18 protein-coding genes are annotated in these 21,026 nt (G+C 72.1%); 11 read left to right on the top strand and 7 right to left on the bottom strand.

The annotated features are described in order from the left end of the window. Positions 1-86 precede the first annotated feature (86 nt). From ACFPA8_RS09985 to ACFPA8_RS09975, 3 genes are all read left to right on the top strand, one after another. Positions 87-1,097, top strand: a complete 1,011-nt coding sequence (locus ACFPA8_RS09985; protein ID WP_386445528.1) for an alpha/beta fold hydrolase — start codon at positions 87-89, stop codon at positions 1,095-1,097. 256 nt (positions 1,098-1,353) lie between these two features. After that, entirely contained in the window at positions 1,354-2,757 is a 1,404-nt protein-coding gene (locus ACFPA8_RS09980) for a transcriptional regulator (protein ID WP_386445525.1), read from the top strand. Positions 2,758-2,894: 137 nt separating this feature from the next. After that, the gene (locus ACFPA8_RS09975) at positions 2,895-4,547 is read left to right on the top strand and encodes a hypothetical protein (protein ID WP_386445522.1); all 1,653 of its coding nucleotides are present in this window, start codon (positions 2,895-2,897) and stop codon (positions 4,545-4,547) included. Between the two features lie 95 nt (positions 4,548-4,642). Here the strand turns inward: ACFPA8_RS09975 and ACFPA8_RS09970 are convergent, their stop codons facing one another. Further along, positions 4,643-5,947, bottom strand: a complete 1,305-nt coding sequence (locus tag ACFPA8_RS09970; RefSeq protein WP_386445519.1) for an ABC transporter substrate-binding protein — start codon at positions 5,945-5,947, stop codon at positions 4,643-4,645. Between the two features lie 306 nt (positions 5,948-6,253). Here ACFPA8_RS09970 and ACFPA8_RS09965 point away from each other — a divergent pair, with 306 nt between their 5' ends. Next, positions 6,254-6,700, top strand: coding sequence for an SCO4402 family protein (locus ACFPA8_RS09965; protein ID WP_386446290.1), 447 nt, complete (start codon positions 6,254-6,256; stop codon positions 6,698-6,700). Positions 6,701-6,764: 64 nt separating this feature from the next. Beyond that, positions 6,765-7,760: a formyltetrahydrofolate deformylase gene (gene purU, locus ACFPA8_RS09960; protein ID WP_386445516.1), complete on the top strand. Its 996-nt coding sequence runs from the start codon at positions 6,765-6,767 to the stop codon at positions 7,758-7,760. Positions 7,761-7,838: 78 nt separating this feature from the next. Here the strand turns inward: purU and ACFPA8_RS09955 are convergent, their stop codons facing one another. Continuing rightward, positions 7,839-9,365, bottom strand: coding sequence for a hypothetical protein (locus tag ACFPA8_RS09955; RefSeq protein ID WP_386445514.1), 1,527 nt, complete (start codon positions 9,363-9,365; stop codon positions 7,839-7,841). Further along, positions 9,362-9,937: a sigma-70 family RNA polymerase sigma factor gene (locus ACFPA8_RS09950; protein ID WP_386445512.1), complete on the bottom strand. Its 576-nt coding sequence runs from the start codon at positions 9,935-9,937 to the stop codon at positions 9,362-9,364. The genes ACFPA8_RS09955 and ACFPA8_RS09950 overlap by 4 nt, the downstream gene beginning before the upstream one ends. A gap of 366 nt (positions 9,938-10,303) precedes the next feature. Between ACFPA8_RS09950 and ACFPA8_RS09945 the strand changes: the two genes are divergently transcribed. Continuing rightward, complete coding sequence (locus tag ACFPA8_RS09945) at positions 10,304-10,684, top strand: STAS domain-containing protein (RefSeq protein WP_386445509.1); 381 nt, start codon at positions 10,304-10,306, stop codon at positions 10,682-10,684. Positions 10,685-11,147: 463 nt separating this feature from the next. Beyond that, positions 11,148-11,756, top strand: coding sequence for an ATP-binding protein (locus ACFPA8_RS09940; RefSeq protein ID WP_386445507.1), 609 nt, complete (start codon positions 11,148-11,150; stop codon positions 11,754-11,756). Positions 11,757-11,975: 219 nt separating this feature from the next. Here ACFPA8_RS09940 and ACFPA8_RS09935 read toward each other — a convergent pair whose 3' ends face one another. Then, positions 11,976-13,028, bottom strand: coding sequence for a GlxA family transcriptional regulator (locus tag ACFPA8_RS09935; protein ID WP_386445505.1), 1,053 nt, complete (start codon positions 13,026-13,028; stop codon positions 11,976-11,978). Positions 13,029-13,098: 70 nt separating this feature from the next. On the opposite strand from ACFPA8_RS09935, the gene ACFPA8_RS09930 reads away from it, so the two are divergent. Next, positions 13,099-14,514 carry an MFS transporter gene (locus tag ACFPA8_RS09930; RefSeq protein WP_386445502.1) on the top strand — a complete coding sequence of 472 codons (1,416 nt, stop codon included), beginning with the start codon at positions 13,099-13,101 and terminating at the stop codon, positions 14,512-14,514. Positions 14,515-14,539: 25 nt separating this feature from the next. On the opposite strand, the gene ACFPA8_RS09925 is transcribed toward ACFPA8_RS09930, so the two are convergent. Continuing rightward, positions 14,540-15,565 carry a GlxA family transcriptional regulator gene (locus ACFPA8_RS09925; protein ID WP_386445499.1) on the bottom strand — a complete coding sequence of 342 codons (1,026 nt, stop codon included), beginning with the start codon at positions 15,563-15,565 and terminating at the stop codon, positions 14,540-14,542. Between the two features lie 107 nt (positions 15,566-15,672). On the opposite strand from ACFPA8_RS09925, the gene ACFPA8_RS09920 reads away from it, so the two are divergent. Further along, positions 15,673-16,518, top strand: a complete 846-nt coding sequence (locus tag ACFPA8_RS09920; RefSeq protein WP_386445496.1) for an NAD(P)H-dependent oxidoreductase — start codon at positions 15,673-15,675, stop codon at positions 16,516-16,518. 163 nt (positions 16,519-16,681) lie between these two features. Here ACFPA8_RS09920 and ACFPA8_RS09915 read toward each other — a convergent pair whose 3' ends face one another. Both ACFPA8_RS09915 and ACFPA8_RS09910 read right to left on the bottom strand, forming a co-directional pair. Next, entirely contained in the window at positions 16,682-17,824 is a 1,143-nt protein-coding gene (locus ACFPA8_RS09915; RefSeq protein WP_386445493.1) for a flavin-containing monooxygenase, read from the bottom strand. A 145-nt stretch (positions 17,825-17,969) separates the two neighbouring features. Beyond that, the gene (locus tag ACFPA8_RS09910) at positions 17,970-18,614 is read right to left on the bottom strand and encodes a TetR family transcriptional regulator (protein WP_386445491.1); all 645 of its coding nucleotides are present in this window, start codon (positions 18,612-18,614) and stop codon (positions 17,970-17,972) included. A 343-nt stretch (positions 18,615-18,957) separates the two neighbouring features. On the opposite strand from ACFPA8_RS09910, the gene ACFPA8_RS09905 reads away from it, so the two are divergent. Both ACFPA8_RS09905 and ACFPA8_RS09900 read left to right on the top strand, forming a co-directional pair. After that, positions 18,958-19,776: a VOC family protein gene (locus ACFPA8_RS09905; RefSeq protein ID WP_386445489.1), complete on the top strand. Its 819-nt coding sequence runs from the start codon at positions 18,958-18,960 to the stop codon at positions 19,774-19,776. Between the two features lie 220 nt (positions 19,777-19,996). Further along, positions 19,997-21,026 (top strand): serine/threonine-protein kinase (locus ACFPA8_RS09900; RefSeq protein WP_386445487.1); only part of this gene is annotated, 1,030 nt, incomplete at its 3' end.

The following is a 21,026-nucleotide window of genomic DNA, read 5'->3' as shown; positions in this document are numbered from 1 at the left end:
AGGGGTTTCTCCCGGAGTGCGGCGCGTTCGAATAGAAGTTCGATAGCGTGGCCGCGCGGACAGAAGGACTGGGGGTGCCAGGGCTCATGGTGCGACGGATCGACGTGACCGGTGCGGGCGGAATCCGCCTGGCGGCCTGGGAGTTCGCGGACCCTCCGAAGAGCGGCCCCGACCGGGACGCCGAGCAGGTCCGGGTCCCGGAATCGCCCCCCGGCGGGAGCGGCGGCACCCGCACCGGCGGCGCCGCCGGCAGCGTCAGTGCCGGCGGCCTCCGCGGCTTCGAGGGGCGGGGCGGCGGAGGCCGGGACGGTCAGGGCCCGAAGGGCGTCCTGTTACTCCACGGGCTGATGGGCCGGGCCGCTCACTGGGCCGACACGGCCCGCTGGCTGTCGGGCCGCTACCGCGCGGTGGCTCTCGACCAGCGCGGCCACGGCCGCAGCGACAGCCCCGTCCACCCCGGCGACCCGTACGCGCGTGAGGTGTTCGTCGAGGATGCGGAGTCCGCGGTCGAACAACTCGGTCTCGCCCCGCTCGCCGTCATCGGCCATTCCATGGGCGCGCTGACGGCCTGGCAGCTCGCCGCGAAGCGTCCCGATCTCGTGAGCGCGCTCGTCATCAGCGACATGAAGGCGTCGGCGCTGGGCGCACGGTCGCAGCTGGAATGGCAGGAGTGGTTCAAGTCCTGGCCGGTGCCGTTCGCGACGCTCGCGGACGTCCGCAAGTGGTTCGGCGAGGAGGATCCGGCCCTGGAGCGTCCTTCGCCCTCGCGCGGTGACTTCTTCGCCGAGGTGATGACGGAGGGCGAGGAGGGCTGGGGGCCGGTCTTCTGCCGCAGGCAGATGCTCAAGGTGCGCGAGGCGTGGGCGTACGACGCGCACTGGGACGAGCTCGCGCGGGTCGCGTGCCCCACGCTCGTCGTGCGCGGTCTCGACGGGGAGTTGGGGCGCGCGGAGGCGCAGGAGATGGTGCGCGTCCTGCCCCGTGGCATCTACGCGGAAGTGCCCGACGCGGGTCACCTGCTGCATCTTGAGCGGCCGGCCGACTGGCGTCGCGTCGTGGAGCCGTTTCTGCACGCGGCCCATCCCGCTGTCAACTGACGTCCGTGGAACGGCCGTCGGCCGTCGGCGCGTTCCTGCGCGGGCATGCGCCTGTGCACACGTGCACCCGCGCCGACCGGCGACGCGCGCCCGCCCAGGGAGGGCGCACAGGTACACGCGTGGGGGCGCACGCGTCCGTGTCCAGGCGTGCGCGGGTAGTTCCCACTGCGGTGCAATGTGCGAGGAAGTGCTGCATCGACTGAGTCAAGGGCATATGTCCAAGACGTGATCATCGATGTCTTCTCGGGGAGGTCACATGGCCGCAAGGCCACTGGTCGCCCGGCAGCCCAACCAACGGCTGCAGGCGCTCATCCAGGAAGCGGGATTCTCCAACGCCGGGCTGGCGCGGCGCGTCAACCTCTGCGGGGAGGAACAAGGTCTGGATCTGCGCTACGACAAGACCTCCGTCGCCCGGTGGCTGCGGGGACAGCAGCCGCGCGGCCGCACCCCGGCCGTCGTGTGCGAGGCGTTCAGCCGGCAGCTGGGCCGTACGGTCTCGCTGGACGAGATCGGCATGGCCGCCGGCAAGAACCTCGCCTCGGGCGTGGGCCTGCACTTCGCGCCCACCGTCGCGGGTGCGGTGGAGCAGGCATGCGAACTGTGGCGCAGCGACGTCGGACGGAGAGACTTCCTGAGCGGTGCTCCCGTGGCCGCCTCCGGGCTCGTCGAACCCAGCCGCGACTGGCTGATCACACCCCCCGACGCCCGAGTGGTCCGTAGTGCGGGGCCCCGCGTGAGCATGCCGGACGTGGCGGCGCTGCGTGCGACGACCGACTCCCTCGCCGAGCTCGACCACCGCTTCGGGGGCGGTCACGTACGCCCGGTCGTCGTGCACTACCTGAACAGCGTGGTGTCCGGGATGCTCGCGGGCTCCTACACGGAGACGGTGGGGCGCGCACTGTTCGCGGCGGCGGCCCGCCTGACCGAGCTGGCCGGCTACACGGCCGTCGACACCGGGCAGAGCGGCCTTGCCCAGCGCTACTACATCCAGGCGCTGCGCATGGCGCAGGCGGCCGGAGACCGCGCCTTCGGCGGTTACGTACTGGCCGCGGGCATGAGCCACCTCGCCGCCATCCTCGGAAACCCGCGTGAGGTCGCACAGTTGGCGCGTGCCGCGCAGGAGGGGGCGCGGGGACATGTGACGCCGCGCGTCGAAGCGTTGTTCCGCGCCGCCGAGGCGCGCGGGCATGCCCTGACGGGGGACGCGGCGGAGTGCGGCAGGCTGTGCGGCGAGGCGGTGGCCGCCATGGACCGTGCCGAGACCGGAGGGGAGCCGGGGGACGACCCGCAGTGGATCGCGCACTTCGGCCGCGCCTATCTGGCCGACGAGCTGGCCCACTGTCACAGCGATCTGCGGCAGCCGGACGAGACCGCCGAGCAGGCGAGGGCCGCGCTGGCGGGGCACCCGGAGAACCGTGTGCGGCGCCGGTCCATCGGGCTGTTCCTGCTCGCCTCCGCGTACGTGCAGAAACGTGAGCTTGAACACGCCTGCGAGGTGGGCGCGCAGGCTGTGAATCTTCTCGAATCCCTCCGTTCCGGGCGGAGTTCGGAATACGCGGCGAGCCTCCGGCGGCAACTTGCGCCTTTTGTGAAGGTGCCGGTCGTAGGAGAATTCGCCGTGCGGCTGGAGCGGTCGACGGCCTCGTCCGGGGTGGCTTGAGGGCGGGTAACTCCGCTTTTGCGCCAAATCCGAGGTGAAGGGTTGGTGTCGCCACTTCGGCTGCGTGGTCGTCCCTTCCGGCTACCCGGTAGCGTGACCCGACGATTCCGGAAAGCCAGGTTGATCGAGGAGCCCCGGTGACAGCGCAGAGCGGACGTGGACAGGGCGACAAGCCCCTCTACGAGGGTGTCGTGCTGCCGGCGAACGGCGACCCGTGGACCCCCGAACAGCAGCGCCAGGTCGCCCAGTCGCACACGCAGCCCCCCGCTGGGCAACCGTGGGGACAGCCCTGGGGTCCCGAGTCGCAGGCCGCTGCGTCGCAGGCCGCCGTGGCGGCAGGGGAGAACTCCGCCGCGCTGCCTCCGCCGCCCGCTCACGCACCTCCCACGCCGCCGCAGGCGCCCCCGATGCCTGCCCCGCAGGCACCCCTGACGCCGCCGGCGCAGATGCCCGTGGAACAGCCGGTGCAGCCGCCCGCAGTCGGGGGCCGGGGCCCCGGCCCCATGCCGCAGTCCGACGTTCCTGGCGCGCCGCCGCAGGTCCAGCCGTACGCCTCCGACGCCGCCACGCAGTTGGTGCCGCCCCAACAGGACCTGGCCGCACAGCAATTCAGCAGCGGCCCCCAGCCGCCGACGGCTCCGGTGGGCGTCTCCGACGCCGACGCCACGCAGTACATACCGCCCGTCACCGACGCGCCGCCCGGACATCTCCCGTCCGGGCATCTCCCGCCCGGGCATCTTCCGCCCGCCGGAGCGGCGGACGCGACGCAGATGCTGCCGCCCCAGACCGGCCAGGCGCAGGACCCCGAGGCGACGACGATGCTCCGCTCTCCTCTGCCGCCCGAATCACACGGCGGTACGTCCGGGGCTCCGGGGACGGCCGGAGCGTACGCTCCGGCGGCAGGCGCCGGAACGCAGCAGGAACGCCGTACGCCCGCCGAGTTCGACAGCCTCTTCCGCGCCGACACCCCGGGACCGGCACCGGGGCCGGACGAGCCGGGCTCGACGCAGAGCCTGCCCATATTCGACCGGGCCGCCACACGTCAGCGTTCCGGCGGCCCCGGCCCGTCCACCGCACCCGGCGGCCCGGGAGCACCGGGAGTGCCGGGCCCGGCTGCGGGACGTGCCGCACGCCGCAACGCGGAGCGGGGTCCGGCCTCGCGGCTGACCTCTCCCGCCGTGCTCATCGCAGCCGGTGTCGTGATCGTCGCGGGCGTGGGCATGGCCGCCGGTGCCGCGCTCAGCGGCGGCGACGGCAAGGAGACCAAGAGCGAAGCCCCCGCCGGCCAGGGGGAGGAGAAGGCCGAGGAGAAGAAGGCGCCCGCGGCCCCCGACCCGGCCGAGTCGCAGGCCCGCGAGCTGGACAAGCTCCTCGCCGACAGCAACAACAGCCGTGCCACCGTGGTCACTTCGGTGGAGAACATCAAGTCCTGCAAGAAGCTCGACAAGGCCGCCGACGACCTCCGGGCGGCGGCCGGCCAGCGCAACGCCCTCGTCTCCCGGCTCGGCAAGCTGGAGACCGGCGAACTCCCGGCCAGCGGCGAACTGACCGCCGCACTCACCCGCGCCTGGAAGTCTTCGGCCGCCGCCGACAACCATTACGCGGCGTGGGCCGACCAGACGGCCGGCAAGAAGGGCTGCCGCAAGGGCAAGGCGCGGGTGACCGCGCACACCGGTGCCGGTACGCGGGCCAGCGGTCAGGCGACCGCGGCCAAGAAGCAGGCGGCCGGACTGTGGAACCCCACAGCCAAGAAGTACGGCCTGAAGGAACGGCAGTTCGGGCAGCTCTGACGCCGCGTCGAGGTGCCGGTACCGTGCCCCGACCCACCGGCCGGAGCCGGTCGGAGCCGGTCGGGACGGCCGCCCGGCGGGACGGGCCGCCAGGCTCACGAGACCGGGGCCGCCCCGCTCTCCAGGGTCTTCTCCACATCCACGAAGCCCTTGTGCACCGCTTCGAGCCGGCCTTCCCGCACGCGTTGATACGTCACCTTCGCGTTGACGATCCGGGGGAAGTCCCGGGCGGCGAGCATGTTGTCGTAGCCCCAGTTCAGCTCCGGGGTCAGACCGCCCGTGCCGACCGGGCCGCCCTGGTCCAGCGCACGCCGCACCGACTTGGCCGTCGCCGGCTCGTCGTCGAGGGACTCCAGGACCTGGTGCAGAACGGTGTAGGCGATCCACGTCGTCTGCACGCCGGGGTCGGAGCCGTCGACGCGGTTGTCGCCGAAGGCGTGTTCGCCGATCACCTTCTTCATCGGGTTCCAGCGCGCGTCGTCGGCCGCCGGGTACCAGCCCGTCGCGTACGCGCCCTCCAGCGGGCTGCGGCGTCCGCCGGAGCGGTCCACCAGGGACTGCCGGAGGCTGCCGAGCACGGAAGCCGTCCGCACGGCGGGCGAGTCCTTCTGCAGGCGCCGGAAGGAGTCGAAGAAGGTGTCCGTACGTCCGCCCAGCACCGCGGTGACGCAGGGACCGGAGTCCGGGGAAGGGCGAGCCTCCCCCGGAGTGCCCGCCGGCTCCTCCGCGCTCTTCAGGGCCTGCCGGGCCTGCCGTGAGTACGCGGAGGCGCCCTCCGGCGCCCGCACGTCAGTCGCCCGGCCCGCCTCGCTGCCCGCGAGGCCGGCGTTGAGCAGCGGCGGCAACTGGTCGCCGGCACTGGTGTCGGGCCGTACGAGCGAGACGTGCGAGCATCCGCCGGCGGCGAGCTGGCGGCCGTTGCCCGCGACGAGTGCGGGCAGCCCCCCGTTGACGGGATAGGACAGCGGGCTGCTGAACTCCTGGTTCGCGATCCCGTACCCGCCGATGTAGGGGATGCCGGCCTGTTCCAGTGCGGACATGAAGGAGCGGCCGTGCTGGCTGTAGGAGCCGACGACCGCGACGACGTCCTCCTTCGTCGCGCGGTTCGCGCAACGGGCCGCCCGCACGGTGTCGTTGTGGTCGTTGCAGGTGATCACCTTCAGGCGGCGGCCGTTGATGCCTCCCTCGGCGTTGACCCACCGCGCGTACGCCTGTGCCATCGCGGGCATGCCCGGCATGTTGGTGGCGCTGGTGCCCTGCGGCGCCCACGTCATGACGCTGACGGTGCCCTCGTCCGCCTTCGCGGAGCCCGGTACGGCCCCGCAGCCGCCCACCAGTACGGCGCAGGCGGCGGTGGAGGCGGCAGTGCTGAGGAGGGCGGGACGGCGCCGGGGCTTCATGCGTCCGCACGATGCCGGGCAGGCGGTAACGCACGGGCGCCGGGCGGCCAACTGCGAGTGACGCCGCGGTGAACAGCGGGGCCGTTGCCGCGAGGGCCGGAAGGGAACGTATGGTCGATGACCATGGAGCAAGGTTCAGCGCAGCGCGGGCAGGAGCACCAGGAGGCACCGCGCCAGGGGCTCGTTCAGCAGGAGCCCGTGGAGCAGGTGCCCGCCCGGCACGGCCCCGCGGAGCGGCCGTCGCAGCACGGCCGGGTTCCGCGGGATTCCACGAGGGCTTCCCGTCGCGGCCCCCGGTCCACCACCATGGGCACCATGCCCGTCCATGACATGCCCTGGTGGCGCTGGCGCAGCAACGTGCGTTCGGCGCTGCACATGCTCTCCGACCCCGTCTTCCAGCAGGAATGCTGGGCGACCGGCCGGCCCGGCTACGGCGACGTCACCGACGCCGTGTACCGGCTGGTCGAGGACACCTGGCTGGACAACTGGTCCGCCGAGAAGTACGTCGGCACGATCTTCCGTGACTCCCAGGAGGCCGCGCTCGTCGACACCGCCGTGCTGCGGGTGCTGCGGATCATGCACCAGGTCGGCGCGGACGCCCCGGTCGTCTCCTACATGGAGCACCACGGCTGGCCCGAAGCCGTGCGGGCGGCGCGTGACGCGCACGTACGGCTGGCCACGAACGACGCCGAGGACCCGGACGAACCGCCGCGCTCGCTGGACGTACTGGCGATCATGCTGCACTCCGTCTGACGCGCTCGGGGCTCCGGAGAAGCACGGCGGAGGCGCTTCCAGGCGGTGTGCCAGTCTTTACCCCATGAGCAAGCCGCACGCCGACCGTGCCTCCGCCGAACAGCCCGGTCGCTTCGACGACGGCCGCCGGGACGACGGCCCTGCCCGCACCGAGCGGGACGAACGAGCGGCGCGAGCCGCGCAGAACGCCCCGGACGGGCAGCGGGAGCAGTACATCCTGACGCTGTCCTGCCCGGACAGACAGGGCATCGTCCACGCCGTCTCCAGCTACCTGTTCATGACGGGCTGCAACATCGAGGACAGCCAGCAGTTCGGGGACCACGACACGGGTCTCTTCTTCATGCGCGTCCACTTCTCGACGGACGAAGGCGTGCCCGTGGAGAAGCTGCGGGCGAGCTTCACGGCGATCGGCGACTCCTTCCAGATGGACTGGCAGATGCACCCCGCCGAGGAGAGGATGCGCGTCGTCCTGATGGTCAGCAGGTTCGGCCACTGCCTGAACGACCTGCTCTTCCGCGCACGCAGCGGCGCTCTGCCCGTGGACATCGCAGCCGTCGTCTCCAACCACACGGACTTCGCCGAACTCGTCGGCTCCTACGGCCTGCCCTTCCACCACATCCCGGTCGAGAAGGGCAGCGAGGAGAGCAAACAGGACGCGGAGGCGCGGCTGTTGCAGCTGATCGAGGAGGAGGGCGTCGAACTGGTCGTTCTCGCCCGCTACATGCAGGTCCTCTCGGACAACCTCTGCAAGCAGCTCCCCGGGCGGATCATCAACATCCACCACTCGTTCCTGCCGAGCTTCAAGGGAGCGCGGCCCTACCACCAGGCGCACGCCCGGGGCGTCAAGCTGATCGGTGCGACGGCGCACTACGTCACGGCGGCTCTCGACGAAGGTCCCATCATCGAGCAGGAGGTCGAGCGGGTCGGACACGAGGCGTCCCCGGCGCAACTGGTGGCGGTGGGCCGGGACGTGGAGTGCCAGGCACTCGCGCGGGCGGTGAAGTGGCACAGTGAGCACCGCGTGCTGCTGAACGGGCACCGCACGGTCGTCTTCACCTGAAGGCAACCGCACTCCGCACGCTCGTCCGGCGAGCGGCCGTGCCCTCGTCCGCGACCTCGGCCGTGCGGGATGCCGGGCCTACATCCGGGACATCGACGCCGTCGCGAACAGGACGTCCTCGATGGCCTCGCGGTCCCCGTCCTTGCCCGCCATCGCTTCCATCGGTGCGACGTGGCCGGCGGCGAGCTGGCAGAACTCGTAGTCGTCCAGGGCGACATGGGCCACCGCGTCGCCCGGGCTCACGGTCGCCGCGGGCGAGTCCAGCGGGATGTACCAGTCGCCGCCGCCGTCGCCCTCGACCTCCAGATGGAGCGCGCGCCCCGGTGTTCCCGCCGCGGTGAGCCGCCGGGGCGGGCCCGCCAGGCCGGTACGGCGGCGGCGGGCGATCGTCTCCGGCAGCATCCGGGCCGCGAGGTCGACCATGTGGTGCAGGTGCGTGCCCTGCGGCGCGGTGTAGGGATAGTGGATGGCTGTCGCTATGTCCTCGGCGTGCATCCAGCACTCGAAGGCGCGCTCCAGCAGTGCGTCCCGCACGGGAAGGGTGAAGTCGCCGTAGGGAACGCCGAGTCCGGCCACTCCGGTACTTGCGAAGGACGCCGTGCGCACCAGGGCGTGTCCCTGCTCCCGCCAGTGCCTGCGGGCGGCGGGAGTGCGCAGCACGTCGCAGTCGGCCTGCCAGAACTCCTCGGTGCGCTCCACCGGGTCCACCGTCCGTGGGGCTTCGTCCCGGGCTCCGGTGGCGGCGTCTCCGTCCGTACCGCGCGGGGACGCGGCGAGGTTCGACTCGTCGCCCGTCCCGCCGTTGCCGCTCCCGGCAGCCACGTCGAGCGGGTCGGGCATGCCGAGCGTGGCCGCCACCAGCCCGTCGACGGCGAGGAGATGGGCGATCACGCCGGCCACCGTGGTGTCTCTCTGCCGTTTCGCCTGCTGCCGGCCGTCGAACCAGCGCAGCCGGACCGGCGCGAGCCACTCCTCGTCCGCCATGTCGCGCAGGAGCGCGTCCAGGCGGGAGGTCTCCGCGTCGTACGGGGCGGCCCAGTCGGGAACGGGGACGCGGGGCGCCCTTCGCACCATGCAGCCCTGGAGCACCTGGGAACGCAGCGTCGGGTCGAGGTCGAGACTGTCCTCCGGGTGCAGCAGTGCGACGGCGTCACGCAGCCGCAGCGCTTCGTCGGCGCAGGTGCCGCAGTCGCTCAAGTGGCCCTCTATCGCTGCCGTTTCCTCCGCCGAGCAGGCCGAGAGCGCCCACGCTCCGAGGAGTGACTTGAGCACGCGGTGGTCGAACTTCTCGGGCTGGTCCTCGTACCGGACGTACTCCGGCTCCCCTCCGGGCCCGTCGTTCCGCACGGACGGCTGATGCGGGTCCTCCGGGGCGGAGCGGCCGGGCTGTTCGCCGGTGAGTGCCGAGTCGTCCGCGGGGTTTCTCGGCGGCGGTATGCGGGGCGGGTGCGCTGCGTCGCCCCGCGCGCCGCCGTTCACTCTCCCGCCTCCGGTGTCGCCGCTGCCTCCGGCGCCGCCTTCGTCCGCGCTGCCGCCGCGCTGCGCGTCCCCGCCGGCCGGGTCGCTGTCGCCGGTTCCGCCGCCGTGTCCGTACGGCCCGCTCACAGGGGACGCCCCCCGACGTGCGGCTGCGGGGGAAGCGGCCGGATCGCCGCCGAGGAGAGCAACTGCAGGCCGAGCCGCAGCCGTCGCCTCGCCTCGTCGTCGGTGACGCCCAACTGCCGGGCCGCCTGGCGGTAGTCACGGCGCTGGAAGTACGTCAGCTCCAGCGCGGCGCGGAGCGAGGCGGGCATCGAGGTGACGATGTAGTCGGCACGGGCCGCAGTGGAGGCGGCCCGCACCTTCTCCTCTATCTGCTCGTGGTGCTCCGGGGACTGGGGGGCTTCCCTGCGCTGCTGCTTGCGCAGCCTCCCCGCTGCCGTCCGTTGCGTGACCTCCGCTATCCAGGAGCGCATCGGGCCACCCCTGGGGTCGTAGGCGTGCGGGTTCTCCCAGATGTAGGCGAACACGTCGCGCGTAGTTCGGTCGGCTGCGGTCTCGTCGTCGAGCACCCGGTGCGAAAGGCTGTGCACGAGTGAAGCGAAACGGTCGTACAACTCGCCCAGCGCGGCTGCCTCACCACGGGCCAGCCGCTGCTGCATCTTCCGGTCCCAGCGCGGTGGTGTGTCATTCGCCATGGTGGCTCCCAGCCGATTCGATGCCGCTTCGCAGCCGCCTTGTCCCCCTTCGACACCTCGAATGTAGTGCGAGGGGCTGACAACGCACGCCTCTTTGCGGCAATGTGCCTTCCGTGCTGATCGCGGATGGTGTCGATCCCGTCACGTTGCGATATGCCTCAAGTACGGTCGCTGCCCGATCACACCCGAAATTGCCAGGGAGAAATGCGGGTATGACTGCGACTATTGCGGGGGAGAACTGGCTGACGAGCGCTTAGGGTCTGGTGATTGGCTCGTTTTGACCGTGGGGGTACGGGCAGCCGCACCAGGAAGGAACGATTCCGGTAAGGCGGCGAAGCCCCACTCGAGCGAAGGGGATGCGAAGACGTGTCGTTGAAGGTGTTGGAGGAGGAGCGGGGGGAGTGGGCCGTTCTCCGGGTCTCCGGGGAGATGGACCTCGTCACCTCGCCCGCAGTACGGCAGCACGTACACGACGCGGTGGCCGAAGGGCGGCGCAGCCTCGTTCTGGATCTCTCGGAAGTGCTCTTCTGCGACTCCAGCGGTGTCGGCGTGCTGATCGCCTCACGTCGGCTGATGCGCTCCTGCACCGGCCAGTTGAGGCTGATCCTGCCCGCCAGGGGCGCCGAGGACGGCTCCCACGTCAACCGTGTGCTGGCGGCGCTCGGTGTGCGCCGGCTCTTCGACTGCTACCCCGACCTCTCGGCTGCGACCCAGCAGGGCGCCGCCGCCGGCCCGCTCTCGGCCTGAGCCGCCGCCCCCGGCGGCGCACTCCCGCCCGACCGGCACTCCATTGCGGGCCGTTCCGGCCCGAGTGACTCCGCCCCCGGGCGCGGAGTCCGAACCGCCCGCGGAGCGTGCGCCCGCGGAAGTGGCCACCGTTGCGCCTCCGATTGGGCCGGTGCTGCCAGAACTCGGCTTGTTCATGTCCCACGGGTCGCCGGAAGGCATCATTCCGTTCCGGTACTCTCCGTTGGATGCGGGAAATTCGCAGGTGCCGCATTACGGACGGTGTGGCGCGATGCGCACTTGTTCCGGTCCGTCTGAACGGTGCCGCACAGTATGCAGTACGCCTACTCCTTTGCGCCGGAATATGCCTGAAGCGCTTGTTGGCCCGAGTATGGGTCGACGATGCTGTCCTCCATCGGGCTCACGGAACGTGACCCCATGCAAACGCGAGGCGAAGTGCTTGCCAGTACGGACGGTGTGAGCGGTGCAGGTCCTTCAGGTGCAGTTGGAGATCGGGGCGGACCCGAAGGAGGTGGGACGTGCACGGAGGTGGGCCAGGTCCAGGCTGGGGGCCTGCGGCATCGGCACGGATGAGCCGCTTGCGGAGACGCTGCTGCTGCTCGTCTCGGAGCTGGTGACCAACGCGGTCGTGCACACGGGCGATCCGGCCGTGCTCCGGCTGCTGCTGCCCGGCCGGCAGGCGCCGGGCGCCCTGCGCGTCGAGGTGGCGGACATGAGCAGCTGTCCGCCCCGGCAGCGTCGCGCAGACGGCGACGACGCCGACGGGCGCGGTCTGGAGCTGGTCTCGGGGCTCGCCGACCGCTGGGGGTGGCAGTGGGAAGGTGCGGGGAAGCGCATCTGGTGCGAACTCGACCGTGCTGCGGACGAGCAGGGCTCCGCCGTCTCAGGGGTCGTCGCGGGGAAGGTCCCGGCCGGCCCGCCTTCCGCGGCTGTCAAGTCCGGAACGGCAGGCCCCGTCGTGCAGTTGGCCGCGGGGGCCGTCAACGGCGCGGCGGCGGGACCGGGTGCCGGACGTGGCGCCCGCGGCGGTACGAGAGCCGGTTCAGGGGCAATTCGGGTTCGGCGGGCGTAACAGTCTTTTCGGGCCCAGGTGTTGACGTTTCGTATCTGCCTGATCACCCTGGGGTGAACGATTCGTTGCGAGGGGACGACGAGGAGGGGCACGCGGCTCCTCGACGAGTACGGGTCGTGGTCCGGCCTCCACGGAGCGCCGGTACCGGGTGGCGGCGCTGCCGCCGCGCGCCGGGCGTGAGCATGAGCGCGCCGCCACCCACCGCAGCCGGCCCGGCGGTCAGGGCGCGTGAGCGGCGGACCCGGGCCGCGGTGCCTCCGTCGTGCCGTCGGCCCGGGTGCTGCGGGCCGTGCCGACCCGGAAGGTCCGCCGGTACGTGCTCGGTGAGACGCCCAGCGACGACTGGAAGTGCAGGCGGAGCGACGACGCCGATCCGAAGCCGGCGGCGGACGCGATCGCCTCGACCGGCAACGCGCTGCTCTCCAGCAGCTGACGTGCCCGCTCGATGCGCTGCTGCGTCAGCCACTGCTGCGGGCTCGTCCCCACCTCCTCGCGGAAGCGGCGCGTGAACGTCCGCACGCTCATCGACTCCTTCGACGCCAACTCCCGCAGCCCGATGGGCTGTTCCAGGTGACGCAGCGCCCAGTCGCGGGCCGCCCCCGTGGAATGCACACCCGCCTCCGGTACCGGCCGCTCTATGAACTGTGCCTGCCCGCCGTCCCGGTGGGGCGGCACGACCGTGCGGCGGGCCACCGAGTTGGCGACCGACGCGCCGAAGTCCTCCCGCACCATGTGCAGGCACAGGTCGATGCCGGACGCGACGCCCGCCGAGGTGAGCACGTTGCCGTCCGCCACGTACAGCACGTCCGGATCGACCTTGACCTCCGGGTGCATCCTCTGGAGCCGTTCGCAGGACGCCCAGTGCGTCGTGGCCCGCCTCCCGTCGAGCAGTCCGGCCGCTGCCAGCACGAACGCTCCCGTGCAGATCGAGGCGATGCGGGTGTCCGGCCGGATGCGCGCCAGAGCGCCGGCCAGCGGGGCGTCGAGCCGCCCTTCGGCGTACGCGTCGTCGAGTTCGTGCGAGGCGGGGACGATCACGGTGTCGGCCTCGGCGAGCGCTTCCGGGCCGTGCTCCACGACGACCGGGAAATCGGCGTCCGTACGCACGGGGCCCGGCCGGACGGCGCAGGTGACGACCTCGTACAGCCGCTCGCCCCGCTCGTTCCAGGACCAGCCCAACAGGCGGTGCGGGATGCCCAGTTCGATGGGCAGCAGACCGTCCCGCACGAGCACGGCGACGCGGTGACGGCCGGGGCTGCGGAAAGCGCTCATGGCCCGATCCTCGCACAACATGGCCTCCGGGCCACTCGATCGCGGGAGCCCCCCGGCGCAGGCTGATCCCGTGACTCGGACAACCGGACTCCCCGCCCCCGATCTCCCGCCGGGCCGCCACCCGGGTGCCGGCCCGGCCCGCGGGCGGCGCCTTCCGCGCATCCACCGGGCCTGGTGGGTCGCCGCCGTCTCGTTCGTCGCGCTGGTGGGTGCGGCGGGCTTCCGGGCCACGCCCAGCGTCTTCATCGACCCCCTGCACGAGGAGTTCGGGTGGTCGCACGGCACCATCTCGTCGGCGGTCTCCGTCAACGTGCTGCTCTACGGGCTCACTTCGCCCTTCTCGGCAGCGCTGATGGAGCGCTACGGCATGCGCCGCATCGTCTCCGGCGCGCTGCTGCTGATCGCCGCCGGCAGCGGCCTGACGGTCTTCATGGAGGCCACCTGGCAACTGCTGCTCTGCTGGGGCTTCCTCGTCGGACTCGGCACCGGATCGATGGCGCTCGCCTTCGCCGCCACCGTCTCCAACAGCTGGTTCGTCCAGCGACGCGGACTCGTCAGCGGCATCCTCACCGCCGGGTCCGCCGCCGGACAACTGGTCTTCCTGCCGCTGGTGGCGCTGCTGGTGGAGGGCCCGGGGTGGCGGGCGGCCTCCCTCACCGTGGCCTTCGCCGCGCTCGCCGTGGTGCCGCTGGTGCTGTTCGTCCTCCGCGACAGGCCCGAGGACTGCGGGCTGCGTCCGTACGGCGCCGGCCCCGGCCACGTCAGCCCGCCGCCCCCGCCTCCCGGAGCTGCGAGGCGGACACTGCGGGCCCTGCGCGACGCCTCCCGCAGCAAGGTCTTCTGGCTGCTCGCGGGCACCTTCGCCGTGTGCGGCGCATCGACGAACGGCCTCGTCGGCGTCCACTTCGTGCCCGCCGCGCACGATCACGGGATGCCCGTGCCGGCCGCTGCCACGCTCCTCGCCGTTATCGGCGTCTTCGATCTGGTGGGCACCGTCGCCTCGGGCTGGTTCACCGACCGCTTCGACCCGCGGCGGCTGCTCGCCGTCTACTACGCGCTGCGCGGAGTCTCGCTGCTCTTCCTGCCGCTGCTGTTCGCGCAGTCGGTGCAGCCGTCGATGCTGTTCTTCATCGTCTTCTACGGGCTGGACTGGGTCGCCACCGTGCCGCCGACCATCGCGCTGTGCCGCGCGCACTTCGGTGAGAACGGTGCCATCGTCTTCGGCTGGGTCCTCGCCTCCCACCAGATCGGCGCCTCCGTCGTCGCCTTCCTCGCCGGACTGGTGCGGGACACGTTCGGGAGCTACGACGTCGCGTGGATCGGCTCGGGAGCGCTGTGCGCGACGGCCGCGCTGATGGCGCTGGTGATACGGAAGCGGCCCGGGGAAGGCGCGGGGGACGCGGCCGGCGGAGAGCCCGGGGAGGAAGCGGGAGGGGACGGCCGAGCGGGAGAGACCGGGAAGGCATCGGCGCCCGCCGCCCCGTGACCGCCCGTGACCGCCCGGGGCCCGCTCAGCCCGGCCCGCGGAAGGTGGCGCGGTAGGCGCCGGGAGCCACGCCGAGCGCCGCGTGCAGGTGCTGGCGCAGCGAGGCCCCGGTGCCGAAGCCCGCGGCCGCGGCGACCCGCTCCACCGGCATGTCCGTCTCCTCCAGCAACTGCCGTGCCCGCTCGATGCGTTGACGGGTCAGCCACTGGACGGGCGTGAGGCCGGTCTCTTCGCGGAAGCGGCGCGTGAACGTCCGTACGCTCATGGACTCCACGTCGGCCAGCTCCCGCAGCGACAGCGGACGGCCGAGGTTCCGCAGGGCCCAGTCGCGGGCCGCTCCGGTGGAGGAACGACCCCCGCCGTGCGCGACGGGCCCTGCGATGAACTGGGCCTGCCCGCCCTCGCGGTGCGGCGGTACGACAGTGGAACGCGCCACGTCGTTCGCGACGGCCGCACCGTGGTCGAGGCGGATCAGGTGGAGGCACAGGTCGATGCCCGCCGCCTCACCGGCGGAGGTGAACAGCTCGTCCTCCCCGGTGTAGAGGACGTCCGGGTCGAGACGGACGGCGGGGAAGAACCGCCGGAAGAGCCCGGCCGACTTCCAGTGCGTCGTCGCTCTTCTGCCGTCCAGCCAGCCCGCCGCGGCAAGCACGAAGGCGCCCGTACAGATCGACGCGACGCGGGTGCCGGGACGGCGGATGCGGCCGAGGGCCTCGGTGAGGGCGTCGCCGAGCCGTCCCGCGCTCTCGGGCTCGTCCTCCTCGTGGGTGGCGGGGACGATCACCGTCTGCGCCTCGGCCAGGGTGCCGGTGCCGTGTGTGACCTGGACGGGGAAGTCCGCGTTCGTGCGGATCAGACCGGGGGTGAGCGTGCAGGTCGCCACCTCGTAGAGCGGGCGCCCGTCCTCCGGGTGCTTCGCCGCTCCGAACAGCTGGTGCACCAGGCCCAGTTCGAGCGGCATCACTCCCGGCCGCACGAGGACGGCGACCCGGTGGCGTCCGTCGTGGGTGAACACGGGCCGCCCGGGAGCAAATCCGGTGTCAGAAGGCATGACCGGATTCACGGACGGATTCACTGCCGGATTCATGGCCGGATTCTTTCACAAGCTGGCCATCCGGCCACTCGTGGCCCCGGAGCACGGCCCGCACTCTCGAAGTCATGAAGGTTCTCTGGATATTCGCCCACCCCGAGCAGCGCTCCCTGAACGCCTCCCTCATGCGCGAGGGCCTGAGCGAGCTCGCCGGTTCGGGCCACGAAAGCCGGGTCTCCGACCTGTACGCGATGGGCTGGAAGGCCGTGCTGGACGCCTCCGACGTACGGGCCCACGCCCCGTCCGGCGGCCGGGCCGGGCCGTCTGCGGCACCGCCGGCCGCGCCGTCAGGACCCGGCCGGCGCCTCGCCGTCGGCGCCGCGCAGGAGCGTGCGTACCTGCGTGGCGGGCAGAGCGAGGACATCAGCAGCGAACAGCAGAAGCTCCTGTGGGCGGACACCCTGATCCTGCACTTCCCCCTGTGGTGGTTCGGTCCGCCGGCCATCCTCAAGGGCTGGCTCGACCGCGTACTCGTCCAGGGCTTCGCCTTCGGGCTGCGCGGCTCCGACGGCCGCGCCCTGCGCTACGGGGAGGGCGGTCTCGCGGGCAGGCGCGCCCTGGTGGTCACCTCGGTCGGTGCCAGGGAGAGCAGTTTCGGGCCGCGCGGCATCCACGGTCACATCCGCCAGGTGCTGTGGCCGTTGCTGCACGGCACGTTCTGGTACACGGGCATGGCTCCCCACGAACCCTTCGTGGTGTACGGCGCCGACCGGCTGACGGAGGCCGGTCACCGCACGTACGCCCGTGAGCTGCGGGAGCGGCTGCGCGGCCTGCCGGAGGAGGAGCCGTTGCCCTACAGGAGCGAGAGAGGCGGCGACTACGGCGAGGAGCTGACACTCCAGCCGTGGATCGCTCCGGACGGCGCGGGTCTGGACGTCCACGAGATGTTCCCGGCAGCCGTGCCCCGACGCTGAGGCCGCCGGAGGACGGACCGTCCGCACCGGTCCGTCCGCACCGGGCCGTCCGCACCGGTCCGTCGAGCGGCGACCGCGCGTCGCGGCACTCGCCGGTGAGCCCCCGGTGAGTGCGCCGTCGGCCCGCTGTCGGCCCGGTGTGACCCCCCGCCCGCGGCCGTCCCTACGAGATCGCGCGTGCGACCGCCTGCGCGACCTTGCGGGAGTCGATCGCCAGTTCGCGCAGCATTCCGCTGAGCGGATTCGTGAAGCCGATGAAGTGCAGCCCCGGGGCGTCCGGGTGGGTACGGGCGCCGTGTGCCAGGGGGCGTCCCCGCTCGTCGAGCACGCCGAGTCCGCCGACGAGGTCCTCCAGGCCGCGCTGGTAGCCCGTCGCGGCGATGACGACGTCCGGGCCGACGGTGGTGCCGTCCACGAGCTGGATCTTGGCACCGTCGAACGACTCGACAGCAGCGACAGGCTCCACCTTTCCCGTGCGCACGGCTTTGATCAGCCCCACGTCCTGCACCGGGATCGCCCCCTGACGGGCCCGCGTGTACAGGCCCGTGTCCGGACGCGGCAGCCCGTACTCGGCGAGGTCCGGCACCGCCGCCCTGGCCATGCGCGCGGCGAGAGCGTCCACCATGCGCGTCGGCAGGCGGCGGCACAGGATGCCGTTGGCCTGGGCGGGCCAGCCCAGCGTGGAGCGGCGGACGATGTGCGGGACGGTGCGCACCGCGAGCCGTACCCGGGCGGCACCCGACTCGGCGAGGTCGACGGCTATCTCCGCGCCGGTGTTGCCCACGCCCGCGACCAGTACGTCCTTGCCCGCGTAGGGCTTCCCGTTGCGGTACCGGGAGGCGTGCAGCAGTTCGCCGCCGAAGTCCTCGCGGCCCGGCCAGTACGGGAGGTGCGCGGTGTGGTTGTAGCCGGTGGCCACGACGGCGACCGGTGTCGTCAGCCTGCGTCCTCCGTTGGCGTGCAGCACCCAGCCGTCGTCCCCGCGTTCGACGGTGTCCACCTCGACTCCGGTGGCCACTTCGATGCCGTGGTGCTCCGCGTAGGTCTCCAGGTAGCGGACGAAGTCGTCGCGGGAGACCCAGCGCCCGTAGGAGCGGGGGATGGGCAGGCCGGGCAGGGCGGACCAGCGCCGTGTGGTGTGCAGCCGCAGCCGGTCGTAGTGGGTGCGCCAGGAGGCGGCGACGGAGGGGGACTTCTCCAGTACGACGGCGCTGATGCCCCGTTCGTGCAGGGCGGCGGCTGTCGCCAGCCCGCCGGGACCGGCGCCGATGATGTGAACGGGAACTCCGTCGTCGGTCATGGGCATGACGGAGAGTTTAGTGCTGGTGGCGTGGCACTCCCGTCACGGAAGAGTCACGGGAAGAGCACGTGGCCGCAGTATCCGCGGAGTTGCGTCCGCGTTTGCGCACAGCGATGGAGAAACGTTTCTGGGGGTGGCCGGAACTGACAGGTCATCTGGTGGGCTTGCGGCCCGTCACGCCGAGGTGGACGAGCAGCGCCAGATTGGGCTTCAGCTCGGCCTGCTTGACGCCCCACGTCTGGAAGCCCTTCTGATGTCCGGCCACGGAGGCGAGCATCGTCACCAGGGCGCCGGCGGTCGCGGCGGGGTTGACGTCCTTGTCGACACGGCCCTTGGCCTGGAGCTCCTTGATGGACTTGGTGAGCGGGCCGTTGACGTGGTTCAGCACCTTCATGCGGATCTTGTAGAACCGCTTGTCGCCCTCGGCCGCACCCAGGTCGACCACGCGCAGGATGGCGTCGTTCTTGCGCCAGAAGGAGAGGAAGCCGTCGACGAGTTCCTCGGCGGTGCGCCGGCCGGACCTGCCCGCCCACGAGCGGTCGGACACGAGTTCACTGAGCACGGCCCCGTCCTTCGCCATGGACTCGGCCAGCTCGAGGACCGCGCCCTCGACGTCCGGGAAGTACTGGTAGAAGGTCGCCGGAGAGGTGCCGGCTCTCCGGGCGACATCAATGACCTTGACGTCGCGGTACGGCGACGAACTGAGCATCTCGCCGAGGCAGTCGAGCAGCTTCTGCCGCGTCGCCTGCCCGCGGCGTCCTGCTACTCGCCCGTCGACGGTTCGAACCTGTGTCATGCCGTCAGCTTATCGACGGGGAACGACAGCGCGATTCGGCCGCATGCAAATGGGGTCCGGCCCCGTCCTTCGCGTGTCCTTCGCGTGTCTTCCGCCTGTCTTCCGTCCGTCTTCCGCCTGTGCCGCGCCCCGAAGCCCGCGTCCGCGGCCGCGTGATTGCCCGTTCGTTCGATTCGTTGTACTGCGGGGGCCCGCGAACGCGGCTAGCGTGCCCGTACGAGTGCAGGGGCACACGGGGAAGAGGACAGGCGCGCACCACGACTGTGAAGACAGGCGCACGCGGGCGCGCTGCCGGGCGCGAGAACCGGCGCGGAGACGGGCGCTGATCACTGGAGGCACGGTCATGGCGGTACGGGCAGAGGTACTCGCCGAGGGCGTGCCCTGCTGGGCCGACGCGATGCTCTCCGACGTCGAGGCCGGGAAGCGGTTCTACGGCCGGCTCTTCGACTGGACGTTCGGTGAACCGGACGCCGCCTCCGGCGGCTACACGATGGCCTTCCGGGACGGCCGGCACGCGGCGGGACTCTTCGCCAAGCCCGACGGACGGCTCCCCACCGTCTGGAATCTCCATCTCGCGACCGCCGACGTCCGGGCCGCCGTGGCGAGGATCCGCGGGGCGGGCGGGGACGTGCTGACGGAACCGTCCGTCGTGGGCGGCGACCGCACCGTCGCCGTGGCCGCCGATCCCTCCGGCGCGGTCTTCGGGCTGCTCGAGGTGCGGCCCGGTGCGCAGGCCGGCTTCGGAGTGCGCAGGGAGCACGGTGCGTACATCTGGACCGAGGTCGCCACCCGGGACGCCCGGAAAGCGGCCGTCGACGAGTTCTACGCGGACGTCTTCGGATACGGCATGCGGCAGATCGGCGACGGCTTCGACTTCATGATGTGGACACCGGCCGGTGCGCCCGCAGACGAGGAGCACGCAATCGGCGGGCGCTCGTTGCTGGAGGAGATCTACCCTGCCCAGATGCCTGCCCACTTCCTGACCTACTTCGCCGTCGACGACTGCGACACCGCCGTCCACAGGGCGTTGCGCATGGGGGGACGGGCCGTACGTGAGGCGGAGGACTCCCCGTACGGGCGGTACGCGGTCCTCGCCGACGACCAGGGCACGCAGTTCGCCGTGCTGGAGATCCCCTCGGCAGCGGTCGCGGGTGACGCATGAGGGCCGGGCGGGCGACCGGTTTCCAGCCACCGGAACGCGGTCCCGGCGGCCCCCGGAGGACTCCGTTCTGGATGTGGAGAACGCGCAGGGCAGGCCCCGGGTTCGCAACCGGCGGCTCCGGCAGGAAGAATCGGCCTGAGGACCTGGTGTCCGGCACGGCAGTGAGAAGCTGCACGGGGCGGATGTCGATTGGCCCCTACGGGGAGGTGGCAGGCAAGTGGTGGAGCAGCTGACGCAGCACGATCCGCGGCGGATCGGCCCGTTCGAGGTGCTCGGCCGACTCGGTGCCGGAGGCATGGGGCTGGTCTATCTCGCGCGCTCGGCGTCCGGCCGGCGAGTGGCGATCAAGACGGTGCGGACCGAGCTCGCCGAGGATCAGCTGTTCCGGGTGCGCTTCACGCGGGAGGTCGAGGCGGCCCGCGCCGTCAGCGGCTTCTACACCGCTGCCGTCGTGGACGCGGACCCGCGCGCGGCCGTGCCCTGGCTGGCGACGGCGTTCGTGCCCGCTCCCTCGCTGGAGGAGATAGTCAACGAGTGCGGTCCGCTGCCGGTGCAGGCCGTCCGCTGGCTGGCGGCGGGGGTGGCCGAGGCGCTGGAGTCCATCCACGGTGCCGGGCTCGTGCACCGGGATCTGAAGCCCTCCAACGTGCTCGTCGTCGAGGACGGCCCCCGCGTCATCGACTTCGGCATCGCCTCCGGCGTCTCCAACACCCGCCTGACGATGACGAACGTGGCGGTGGGCACACCCGCGTACATGTCTCCCGAACAGGCGCGGGACTCGCGCAGCGTCACCGGCGCGAGCGACATCTTCTCGCTGGCCTCCACGCTGGTCTTCGCCGCCACCGGTCATGCGCCGTTCCACGGTGCCAACCCCGTGGAGACGGTCTTCATGCTGCTGCGCGAAGGCCCCGACCTGGAGGGTATGAACGAGGAACTGCGGCCGCTGATCGAGTCCTGCATGCGGATGTCCGCGGAGGAACGTCCCAGCCCGGCCGATCTCCAGGCGCAGCTCGCTCCGCACCTCTTCTCCTCGGGCGGCGACGACAGCGGTACGGCCTCCGCGTGGCTGCCCGCGGGTGCCGTCGCGCTGATCGAGCGGAAGCGGGGCGCGCGTCCGGCACCGAGACGCCCCTCCCACCGGCAGGAGGGTCCGCCCGAGGGGCCCGCTCCCGCTTCGCCGGACGGACGTCCCGCGCACGCCGGTGCGCACGTCCCCGCGCCGGCCGGCTCTCCCGCGGCCCCGGCTCCCG

This window comes from Streptomyces ovatisporus, assembly GCF_042653885.1.
Lineage (GTDB): Bacteria > Actinomycetota > Actinomycetes > Streptomycetales > Streptomycetaceae > Streptomyces > Streptomyces ovatisporus.
The sequence above is the reverse complement of the archived record's forward strand: the minus strand, read 5'-3'. Positions and strand labels throughout refer to the sequence as shown.

Excerpts from the sequence above, each read along its gene's own strand:
- ACFPA8_RS09920 (WP_386445496.1), top strand. The coding sequence starts at position 15,673 with ATGAAGGTTCTCTGGATATTCGCCCACCCCGAGCAGCGCTCCCTGAAC.
- purU (WP_386445516.1), top strand. The coding sequence starts at position 6,765 with ATGAGCAAGCCGCACGCCGACCGTGCCTCCGCCGAACAGCCCGGTCGC.
- ACFPA8_RS09925 (WP_386445499.1), bottom strand. The coding sequence starts at position 15,565 with ATGCCTTCTGACACCGGATTTGCTCCCGGGCGGCCCGTGTTCACCCAC.
- ACFPA8_RS09950 (WP_386445512.1), bottom strand. The coding sequence starts at position 9,937 with ATGGCGAATGACACACCACCGCGCTGGGACCGGAAGATGCAGCAGCGG.
- ACFPA8_RS09905 (WP_386445489.1), top strand. The coding sequence starts at position 18,958 with ATGGCGGTACGGGCAGAGGTACTCGCCGAGGGCGTGCCCTGCTGGGCC.
- ACFPA8_RS09915 (WP_386445493.1), bottom strand. The coding sequence starts at position 17,824 with ATGCCCATGACCGACGACGGAGTTCCCGTTCACATCATCGGCGCCGGT.
- ACFPA8_RS09980 (WP_386445525.1), top strand. The coding sequence starts at position 1,354 with ATGGCCGCAAGGCCACTGGTCGCCCGGCAGCCCAACCAACGGCTGCAG.
- ACFPA8_RS09970 (WP_386445519.1), bottom strand. The coding sequence starts at position 5,947 with ATGAAGCCCCGGCGCCGTCCCGCCCTCCTCAGCACTGCCGCCTCCACC.
- ACFPA8_RS09910 (WP_386445491.1), bottom strand. The coding sequence starts at position 18,614 with ATGACACAGGTTCGAACCGTCGACGGGCGAGTAGCAGGACGCCGCGGG.
- ACFPA8_RS09965 (WP_386446290.1), top strand. The coding sequence starts at position 6,254 with ATGGGCACCATGCCCGTCCATGACATGCCCTGGTGGCGCTGGCGCAGC.
- ACFPA8_RS09985 (WP_386445528.1), top strand. The coding sequence starts at position 87 with ATGGTGCGACGGATCGACGTGACCGGTGCGGGCGGAATCCGCCTGGCG.
- ACFPA8_RS09935 (WP_386445505.1), bottom strand. The coding sequence starts at position 13,028 with ATGAGCGCTTTCCGCAGCCCCGGCCGTCACCGCGTCGCCGTGCTCGTG.